The sequence below is a fragment of the Variovorax atrisoli 110B genome, assembly GCF_000382045.1.
In the GTDB taxonomy this organism is placed as follows: Bacteria; Pseudomonadota; Gammaproteobacteria; order Burkholderiales; family Burkholderiaceae_C; genus Variovorax; species Variovorax atrisoli.
In genome coordinates this window covers 179,631-187,877 of the sequence record NZ_KB907463.1, presented here as the reverse complement: position 1 = coordinate 187,877, position 8,247 = coordinate 179,631, and the positions used below count along the sequence as shown (strand labels likewise).

At 63.7% G+C, this 8,247-nt stretch carries 14 protein-coding genes; all 14 read left to right on the top strand.

Annotation, left to right across the window (positions count from 1 at the left end; genetic code table 11):
• The coding region (locus tag G369_RS0129565; RefSeq protein ID WP_019657685.1) for an EF-Tu C-terminal domain-related protein at positions 1-283 on the top strand (283 nt) is incomplete at its 5' end.
• A gap of 25 nt (positions 284-308) precedes the next feature.
• Positions 309-623, top strand: coding sequence for a 30S ribosomal protein S10 (gene rpsJ / locus G369_RS0129560; protein WP_007838118.1), 315 nt, complete (start codon positions 309-311; stop codon positions 621-623).
• Positions 624-775: 152 nt separating this feature from the next.
• Positions 776-2,365: a hypothetical protein gene (locus G369_RS0129555; RefSeq protein WP_019657684.1), complete on the top strand. Its 1,590-nt coding sequence runs from the start codon at positions 776-778 to the stop codon at positions 2,363-2,365.
• Between the two features lie 22 nt (positions 2,366-2,387).
• The gene (locus G369_RS0129550; protein WP_019657683.1) at positions 2,388-2,936 is read left to right on the top strand and encodes a hypothetical protein; all 549 of its coding nucleotides are present in this window, start codon (positions 2,388-2,390) and stop codon (positions 2,934-2,936) included.
• Between the two features lie 222 nt (positions 2,937-3,158).
• Entirely contained in the window at positions 3,159-3,839 is a 681-nt protein-coding gene (gene rplC / locus G369_RS0129545; protein WP_019657682.1) for a 50S ribosomal protein L3, read from the top strand.
• Positions 3,839-4,459: a 50S ribosomal protein L4 gene (rplD, locus tag G369_RS0129540; RefSeq protein ID WP_019657681.1), complete on the top strand. Its 621-nt coding sequence runs from the start codon at positions 3,839-3,841 to the stop codon at positions 4,457-4,459. Before rplC ends, rplD begins: the two co-directional genes overlap by 1 nt.
• On the top strand, positions 4,456-4,791 hold the full coding sequence (gene rplW / locus G369_RS0129535) for a 50S ribosomal protein L23 (protein WP_019657680.1): 336 nt from the start codon (positions 4,456-4,458) through the stop codon (positions 4,789-4,791). Before rplD ends, rplW begins: the two co-directional genes overlap by 4 nt.
• 2 nt (positions 4,792-4,793) lie before the next feature.
• Complete coding sequence (rplB, locus tag G369_RS0129530) at positions 4,794-5,618, top strand: 50S ribosomal protein L2 (protein WP_019657679.1); 825 nt, start codon at positions 4,794-4,796, stop codon at positions 5,616-5,618.
• Between the two features lie 10 nt (positions 5,619-5,628).
• On the top strand, positions 5,629-5,907 hold the full coding sequence (gene rpsS / locus G369_RS0129525; RefSeq protein ID WP_007838132.1) for a 30S ribosomal protein S19: 279 nt from the start codon (positions 5,629-5,631) through the stop codon (positions 5,905-5,907).
• A 9-nt stretch (positions 5,908-5,916) separates the two neighbouring features.
• Positions 5,917-6,249, top strand: a complete 333-nt coding sequence (gene rplV, locus G369_RS0129520) for a 50S ribosomal protein L22 (RefSeq protein ID WP_019657678.1) — start codon at positions 5,917-5,919, stop codon at positions 6,247-6,249.
• A gap of 13 nt (positions 6,250-6,262) precedes the next feature.
• Positions 6,263-7,177: a 30S ribosomal protein S3 gene (rpsC, locus tag G369_RS0129515; protein ID WP_019657677.1), complete on the top strand. Its 915-nt coding sequence runs from the start codon at positions 6,263-6,265 to the stop codon at positions 7,175-7,177.
• Between the two features lie 52 nt (positions 7,178-7,229).
• Positions 7,230-7,646, top strand: a complete 417-nt coding sequence (gene rplP, locus G369_RS0129510) for a 50S ribosomal protein L16 (RefSeq protein WP_019657676.1) — start codon at positions 7,230-7,232, stop codon at positions 7,644-7,646.
• A 52-nt stretch (positions 7,647-7,698) separates the two neighbouring features.
• Positions 7,699-7,908 carry a 50S ribosomal protein L29 gene (gene rpmC, locus G369_RS0129505; RefSeq protein WP_026346743.1) on the top strand — a complete coding sequence of 70 codons (210 nt, stop codon included), beginning with the start codon at positions 7,699-7,701 and terminating at the stop codon, positions 7,906-7,908.
• Positions 7,909-7,917: 9 nt separating this feature from the next.
• On the top strand, positions 7,918-8,187 hold the full coding sequence (gene rpsQ / locus G369_RS0129500) for a 30S ribosomal protein S17 (protein ID WP_015867662.1): 270 nt from the start codon (positions 7,918-7,920) through the stop codon (positions 8,185-8,187).
• The last annotated feature ends 60 nt before the right edge of the window (positions 8,188-8,247 follow it).

Genomic DNA, 8,247 nt, shown 5'->3' with positions numbered 1-8,247 from the left:
CACGCACTTCACCGCCGAGGTGTACGTTCTGTCGAAGGACGAAGGCGGCCGTCACACGCCGTTCTTCAACAACTACCGTCCGCAGTTCTACTTCCGCACGACGGACGTGACCGGCGCGATCGAGCTGCCCAAGGACAAGGAAATGGTCATGCCTGGCGACAACGTCAGCATCACCGTGAAGCTGATCGCTCCGATCGCCATGGAAGAAGGCCTGCGCTTCGCCATCCGCGAAGGCGGCCGCACCGTGGGCTCGGGCGTCGTGGCGAAGATCCTCGACCTGTAATCAAGACGGGAGCAAAGGAATCACCATGGCTACCAAGCAAAAGATCCGCATCCGCCTGAAGGCATTCGACTACAAGCTGATCGACCAGTCGGCCGCTGAAATCGTGGACACCGCCAAGCGCACCGGCGCGATCGTCAAGGGCCCCGTGCCCCTGCCGACCCGCATGAAGCGCTTCGACATCCTGCGTTCGCCGCACGTCAACAAGACGTCGCGCGACCAGCTGGAAATCCGCACGCACCAGCGCCTGATGGACATCGTCGACCCGACCGACAAGACCGTGGACGCGCTGATGAAGCTCGACCTGCCGGCCGGCGTGGACGTCGAGATCAAGCTGCAGTAATCCATTCGGCTTCGAGCCGATCCTGCTGAAAACCCGCCTGTAGAAATGCAGGCGGGTTTTGTGCTTTATGTCACGCGGATGTGGCATCCTCCGTTGCCGGCGCTGGCCAATCTTTCGGAGCGCCGGGTAGCTGAAAAGAGGGCAGCACAACCATGAGAGAACGCATCTCCTTTGCATCGGGCTTGATGGCATGCATTGCGGCAGCGCTGCTGACCGCTTGCGGCGGCGGTGGAGGAGGGGGTGGCGGAGGCGGCATCCCGTTGTTGCCCTTGGTTCCTGCCGCACCGGTCTCCCTGAGCGGCACGGCCACCTACGAATCGGTGCCCAACCCCGGCGGCCGCCTCGTGTATGCAGAGACCACGGCCAAGCCGGTCCGCGGGGCCTTCGTCGAGGTGCTCGACGCAGCCAGCGGGTCTCAACTCGCAACCACCACTACTGACGACAACGGAGCCTATTCGGCAAGCGTGCCGGCCAACACGAACGTCATCGTCCGCGTGCGCGCTCAGTTGACCCGCACCGGCGCGCTTCCGAGCTGGGACGTCACCGTGCGCGACAACACGCAGTCGAGCGCGATCTATTCCATGCAGTCGTCGGTGTTCTCCACCGGTAGCGTCGCGCTCACCCGCGACCTGCGCGCCGCCAGCGGCTGGGGTGGCTCGAGCTACACCAGCCAGCGCGTGTCCGGGCCGTTCGCCATCATGGACACGGTCTACACCGCGATGCAGAAGGTGCTGACTGCCGCTCCGGCGACCGCGTTTCCGTCGCTGAAGGTGTTCTGGAGCGTCAACAACACGAATGCCAGCGGCAGCATCGCGCTGGGGCAGATCGGCACCACTTTCTTCGTCGGCAGGAGCTCGGGGGCCGAGATCTACGTGCTCGGCAAGGAGGACGTGGATACCGACGAGTTCGATGCACCGGTGATCGCCCACGAATGGGGCCACTACTACCAGGCTTCCTTCAGCCGCGACGACTCGACGGGCGGTGCGCACTCCACGAGCGAGCGCGTCGATCGCCGGCTGGCCTTCTCCGAAGGATGGGGCAATGGCTGGTCGGGCATCGCGCTCGGACGCAGCAACTATGTCGATTCGGACGGGCCCGGCCAGGCACAAGGCAGCAATCTCGATCTCACACGAGGTCCCTCGGCCAATCCGGGCTGGTACCGTGAATCCTCGATCCAGTCGATCTTCTGGAACCTCAACCAGCAGGTCGGCTTCAAGTCGATCCATGACACGATGACGAGCGCGCTGTTCAAGGGCGGCGCGCCGGTCACCTCGATCCATCCTTTCACGGCGGCGTTCAACGTGGCTGCGTCGGGCAACGCTTCGGCATTGGCAAGCCTGCTCACGGGCCAGAACATCAGTGCGGCTTCCAACGATGCCTACGGCGCCCAGGAAACCAACAACGGCGGATCGCCCACCGTGAGCTATGTGCTGCCGATGTACATCCAGGCCACCATTGGCGCGAACACCACGGCCTGCGTGACGAACACCGAAGATCCGCGCGGCAACGGGAACAAGCTCGGAAGCTTCTCCTACCTGCGCTTCACCGCGCCGACCAGTCGCGGCTACCAGTTCTCGATCACCCCGCCGGCCGGCGCCAGCCCCAACTTCGTCATCTACAGGGGCGGCGTGGTGAGCCGGAACACCAATTCCGTCAGCCTCTCGGCCGGCGACTATGTTCTGGTCGTCAATGATGTCAACAACTCCGGCGCAAACACCTGCTTCGGCGTGCTGATCCAATAAGTAGCAGCGAGGAAGTCCACCCATGAACCTCCGTTCCCGTTCGACCATCGCCGCCGTCACCGCCTTTCTGGCGCTCGCCGCCGCGTCCGCCTGCGCGGATGGCGTGCCGGCGCAGCGCGCTGCCAAGCAGGCTTCCGCTTCCTCCCGCAATGCCGCACCGATGACGGCAGCCGCACGCAAGCCCAACGATTCCGGCGTCGCGATCCAGTACAGGGTCGAGGGTGCGCCGAGGGTCGGGCAGCCGGTCTCCGTCGTTCTCCAGTTCGACGGCGTGAGCGACCCGGCCGGCGCCACCGTGCGCCTGACGACCGACGCCGGCCTCTCCCTGTCCACGAGCAGCAGCCTGACCCTTCCAGCCGGCCAGAGCACGACCGTCACCGCGAAGGTCACCGTTGGCCGCGAAGGTCTTGCCTACCTGAACGTCTTCGTCATGCAAGGCGGCGCCACGAGCATCGTCGCCATCCCCATCCAGGCAGGCGCCAGCACCCCTGCCATGAAGGCGGCGGGCGAGGTGAACTCGTCGGCCGAGGGCGAGAAGATCATTTCGATGCCGGCCAAAGAGCCGAAATAGGCCGAAAACGCCCCAAAAACGGGCCTCCGAGGCCTGAAATCCGGCGCTTGCACCGAGCCCGCGCCGCGGGCTATAATCGCTGGCTCTGCCCTTGTTGCGTCCGCATGGGTGCTATGCGAGCAGAGATTTATCAACCTTCTTCCGCAGCCTGGGAAACCCGGCAAACGCTGTCGCCAATTGAAGTGGCAGCGGCGAAGGAAGCTTCCATTTTGGAGAAAACAAATGAGTCTGAGCAACTCCCTCGGGTTGCTGGGCCGCAAGGTGGGGATGATGCGTCTCTTCACCGATGACGGGGACGCAGTTCCCGTCACGGTGGTGGATGTGTCCAACAACCGCGTGACCCAGATCAAGTCCCAAGAGACCGATGGCTACGTCGCCCTGCAGGTGACGTTCGGTTCGCGCAAGGCATCGCGCGTGAACAAGCCCGAAGCCGGCCACCTCGCCAAGGCGGGTGTCGAAGCTGGCGAGATCATCCAGGAATTCCGCGTTACCGCCGATACCGCAGGTCAGCACAAGGCTGGCGGCGTGATCCCGGTGGCGAGCGTCTTCTCCGTAGGCCAGAAGGTGGACGTGCAGGGCACTTCCATCGGCAAGGGCTACGCTGGCACGATCAAGCGTCACAACATGAGCTCGCAGCGCGCGTCGCACGGTAACAGCCGTTCGCACAACGTGCCCGGCTCGATCGGTATGGCGCAAGACCCCGGTCGCGTGTTCCCCGGCAAGCGCATGACGGGCCACCTCGGCGACGTCACCCGCACCACGCAAAACCTCGACGTCTTCCGCATCGACGAAGCACGTCAACTGCTGCTCATCAAGGGCGCGATTCCGGGTGCCAAGGGTGGCTTCGTCACCGTGCGTCCCGCCATCAAGGCCAAGCCGCAGGCAGCCCAAGGAGCGAAGTAATGGAACTCGAACTCCTGAACGAACAAGGCCAGGCCGCGTCGAAGTACGACGCTCCCGAGACCGTGTTCGGCCGTGACTACAACGAAGACCTGGTCCACCAGATCGTCGTTGCGTTCCAGGCCAACGCACGCCAAGGCACTCGCGCCCAGAAGGACCGCGAACAGGTCAAGCACTCGACCAAGAAGCCTTTCAAGCAAAAGGGAACGGGCCGCGCCCGTGCCGGTATGACTTCCTCGCCGCTGTGGCGCGGGGGCGGCCGGATCTTCCCGAACATGCCTGACGAAAACTTCTCGCAGAAGATCAACAAGAAGATGTACCGCGCCGGCATGGCGTCCATCTTCTCGCAGCTCGCCCGCGAAGGCCGTCTGGCCGTAGTCGATTCGATCAAGGTCGACTCGCCCAAGACGAAGCCGCTGGCAGCCCGTTTCAAGGCGATGAATCTCGAGTCCGTGCTCGTGATCGCCGAAGAAGTCGACGAAAACCTGTACCTCGCCTCGCGCAATCTGGTCAACGTTCTCGTGGTCGAACCCCGTTACGCCGATCCGGTGTCTTTGGTTCACTACAAGAAGGTGCTGGTCACCAAGGGTGCCGTCGACAAGCTCAAGGAGATGTTCGCATGAGCCGCGTGAACCCCACCCCTGCACAACGCCAGTTCGACGAAGGCCGTCTCATGAACGTGCTGGTCGCCCCGGTCGTGTCCGAAAAGGCCACGATGGTCGGCGAGAAGTCGAACGCTGTCACTTTCAAGGTGTTGCAAGACGCCACCAAGCCCGAGATCAAGGCCGCCGTCGAACTGATGTTCAAGGTCGAAGTCAAGGGCGTGTCGGTGCTCAACACCAAGGGCAAGACCAAGCGCTTCGGCAAGTCCGTCGGCCGCCGCGACAACGTTCGCAAGGCCTATGTGACCCTGAAGGCCGGTCAAGAGCTCAACCTCGTCGGGGAAGGCGCTTAATCATGGCCGTCATCAAGATGAAACCCACTTCGCCGGGCCAACGCGGCGCGGTGAAGATCTCGCGTGACCACCTGCACAAGGGTGCTCCTCACGCAGCCCTGCTGGAACCCCAGTTCCAGAAGGCCGGCCGCAACAACAACGGCCACATCACGATCCGTCATCGTGGCGGCGGTGCCAAGCACCACTACCGCGTCGTCGACTTCGTGCGCAACAAGGACGGCATCCCGGCCAAGGTCGAACGCATCGAATACGACCCGAACCGTACCGCCCACATCGCTCTGGTCTGCTACGCCGACGGCGAGCGCCGCTACATCATCGCCCCGCGCGGTCTGGAAGCTGGTGCAACGCTGCTGTCGGGCGCCGAAGCCCCGATCCGTGCCGGCAACACCCTGCCGATCCGCAACATCCCGGTGGGTTCGACGATCCACTGCATCGAACTGCAGCCCGGCAAGGGCGCGCAGATCGCCCGCTCGGCCGGTACCTCGGCCACGCTGCTGGCCCGTGAAGGCGTCTACGCCCAGGTCCGCATGCGCTCGGGCGAAGTCCGCCGCATCCACATCGAATGCCGCGCGACCATCGGTGAAGTGGCCAACGAAGAGCACAGCCTGCGCCAGCTCGGCAAGGCCGGTGTGAAGCGTCACATGGGTATCCGCCCGACCGTCCGCGGCGTGGTGATGAACCCGATCGACCACCCGCACGGTGGTGGTGAAGGCCGTACCGGCGAAGGCCGTCATCCGGTCGACCCGTGGGGCAATCTGACCAAGGGTTATCGGACCCGCAACAACAAGCGCACGCAGGTCTTCATCGTGTCGCGTCGCAAGAAGTAAGGGATAGCCAATGACTCGCTCTCTCAAGAAGGGTCCGTTCGTCGACCACCACCTCGTGGCCAAGGCCGACAAGGCCGTGACGACCAAGGACAAGAAGCCGATCAAGACCTGGTCGCGCCGCTCGATGGTTCTGCCCGAGTTCATCGGCCTGACCATCGCTGTGCACAACGGCAAGCAACACGTGCCTGTGTACATCACCGACCAGATGGTCGGCCACAAGCTCGGCGAATTTGCGCTCACGCGCACGTTCAAGGGGCACCCCGCGGACAAGAAAGTCCAGAAGAAGTAAGGAACGACCATGTCTGAAACACGTGCAGTCCTCCGCGGTGTCCGCCTGTCGGTCGACAAGGGCCGTCTGGTCGCTGACCTCATCCGCGGCAAGAAGGTCGATCAAGCGCTCAACATCCTGCAGTTCACGCAGAAGAAGGCCGCTGTGATCGTGAAGAAGGTGCTCGAGTCGGCCATCGCCAACGCCGAGCACAACGACGGTGCCGACATCGACGAACTGAAGGTCAAGACCATCTACGTCGAGCAAGGCGCCACGCTCAAGCGCTTCACGGCGCGCGCCAAGGGTCGCGGCAATCGCATCAGCAAGCCCACGTGCCATGTGTACGTGACGGTTGGCAACTAAGCCTGGAAGAAATATGGGACAGAAAATCCACCCAACCGGCTTCCGCCTGGCGGTTACCCGTAATTGGTCCAGCCGCTGGTACGCAAGCGACCGCGATTTCGCGGGCATGCTGGCCGAAGACATCAAGGTTCGCGAGTACCTGAAGAAGAAGCTGAAGAACGCTTCGGTCTCGCGCGTCATGATCGAGCGTCCCGCCAAGAACGCACGCATCACGATCTTCTCGGCTCGTCCGGGCGTCGTGATCGGCAAGAAGGGCGAAGACATCGAGAACCTCAAGCGCGAACTGGGCAAGCAGCTCGGCGTGCCCGTTGCGGTCAACATCGAGGAAGTGCGCAAGCCCGAAATCGATGCGCAGCTGATCGCCGACAGCATCACGCAGCAGCTCGAGAAGCGGATCATGTTCCGCCGCGCCATGAAGCGCGCCATGCAGAACGCAATGCGTCTGGGTGCCCTGGGCATCAAGATCATGTCGGCTGGCCGCCTGAACGGCATCGAAATCGCTCGTACCGAGTGGTATCGCGAAGGCCGCGTGCCGCTGCACACCCTGCGCGCCGACATCGACTACGGCACCTCCGAAGCCAAGACGACCTACGGCGTCATCGGCGTGAAGGTCTGGGTCTACAAGGGCGATACGCTGGGTCGCAACGACCTGCCCGCCGTCGAGACGCCGCGTCCTGAAGAAGAACGTCGCCCGCGTGGTCCCCGCCGCGATGGCCGCCCCGGTGGCGACCGTCCGGGCAGCGACCGCCGTGGCCCCGGCCCGCGCGCCGGTGCCCGCGGCCCGATCGGTGGCAACACCGCTCCGGCCGATGGCAGCGACAAGCCCGCAGAAGCAACCGGCGGTGCCGGTGCAGACTCGAAACCCGCCGTTAAGCGCGTCCGCAAAGCCGCGCCCGCTGCAGCAGCGGACGGTGCCAAGACCGAGTAATCGGTCGCTCCCGGGCGCGCAAGCGCCTGGGGCCCTCACGGAGTAACAAAACATGCTGCAACCTGCACGCAGAAAGTTCCGCAAGGAACAAAAGGGCCGCAACACCGGCATCGCAACCACGGGTAACTCGGTTGCGTTCGGTGACTTCGGTCTCAAATGCACCGACCGCGGCCGCCTGACGGCGCGCCAGATCGAAGCCGCTCGTCGCGCGATTTCGCGTCACGTGAAGCGCGGCGGCCGTATCTGGATTCGCGTGTTCCCCGACAAGCCGATCTCGACCAAGCCCGCCGAAGTGCGGATGGGTAACGGTAAGGGCAACCCCGAGTACTACGTCGCCGAAATCCAGCCCGGCAAGATCGTGTTCGAGATCGTCGGTGTTCCCGAACAGCTCGCCCGCGAAGCGTTCCGCCTGGCCGCCGCCAAGCTGCCGCTGCGCACGACGTTCGTCGCTCGCCAGCTCGGCGCCTGAGAGGAGAACATCCATGGCAACACGTAAGAAGAACACCGCGGCTGCCGCCAAGGTGACGAAGGCCGCAACCCTGCGCACGAAGGACGTCGCAGGCCTGCAAGCCGAAATCAAGGATCTGCAGAAGGCCCACTTCGGCCTGCGCATGCAGAAGGCCACGCAACAGCTGTCGAACACCTCGACGCTGCGCGTGACCCGCCGCGACATCGCGCGCGCCAAGACCATTCTTGCTCAGAAGCAGCAAGAAGCCCAAGCCGCCAAGTAAGGAGTGAACATGACGGAAGCTAAAAAATCCCTCAAGCGCACCTTGATCGGCAAGGTGGTCAGCGACAAGCGTGCCAAGACCGTGACCGTGCTGGTCGAGCGTCGTGTGAAGCACGAGCTCTACGGCAAGATCGTGGCCAAGACGAGCAAGTACCACGCGCACGACGAAAAGGGCGAGTACAAGCTGGGCGACACCATCGAGATCACGGAAAGCCGTCCGATCTCGAAGACCAAGAACTGGGTCGTGACCCGTCTGGTCGAGAAGGCCGTCCTGGTCTGATCATCCCCGCCTCGACGAAGCAGCCATCCCGGAAACGGCCCACAATGTGGGCCGTTTTCT

Bases quoted from the DNA above. Each gene is read 5' to 3' on its own strand.
- rpsJ (WP_007838118.1), top strand. From the start codon at position 309: ATGGCTACCAAGCAAAAGATCCGCATCCGCCTGAAGGCATTCGACTAC.
- G369_RS0129555 (WP_019657684.1), top strand. From the start codon at position 776: ATGAGAGAACGCATCTCCTTTGCATCGGGCTTGATGGCATGCATTGCG.
- G369_RS0129550 (WP_019657683.1), top strand. From the start codon at position 2,388: ATGAACCTCCGTTCCCGTTCGACCATCGCCGCCGTCACCGCCTTTCTG.
- rplC (WP_019657682.1), top strand. From the start codon at position 3,159: ATGAGTCTGAGCAACTCCCTCGGGTTGCTGGGCCGCAAGGTGGGGATG.
- rplD (WP_019657681.1), top strand. From the start codon at position 3,839: ATGGAACTCGAACTCCTGAACGAACAAGGCCAGGCCGCGTCGAAGTAC.
- rplW (WP_019657680.1), top strand. From the start codon at position 4,456: ATGAGCCGCGTGAACCCCACCCCTGCACAACGCCAGTTCGACGAAGGC.
- rplB (WP_019657679.1), top strand. From the start codon at position 4,794: ATGGCCGTCATCAAGATGAAACCCACTTCGCCGGGCCAACGCGGCGCG.
- rpsS (WP_007838132.1), top strand. From the start codon at position 5,629: ATGACTCGCTCTCTCAAGAAGGGTCCGTTCGTCGACCACCACCTCGTG.
- rplV (WP_019657678.1), top strand. From the start codon at position 5,917: ATGTCTGAAACACGTGCAGTCCTCCGCGGTGTCCGCCTGTCGGTCGAC.
- rpsC (WP_019657677.1), top strand. From the start codon at position 6,263: ATGGGACAGAAAATCCACCCAACCGGCTTCCGCCTGGCGGTTACCCGT.
- rplP (WP_019657676.1), top strand. From the start codon at position 7,230: ATGCTGCAACCTGCACGCAGAAAGTTCCGCAAGGAACAAAAGGGCCGC.
- rpsQ (WP_015867662.1), top strand. From the start codon at position 7,918: ATGACGGAAGCTAAAAAATCCCTCAAGCGCACCTTGATCGGCAAGGTG.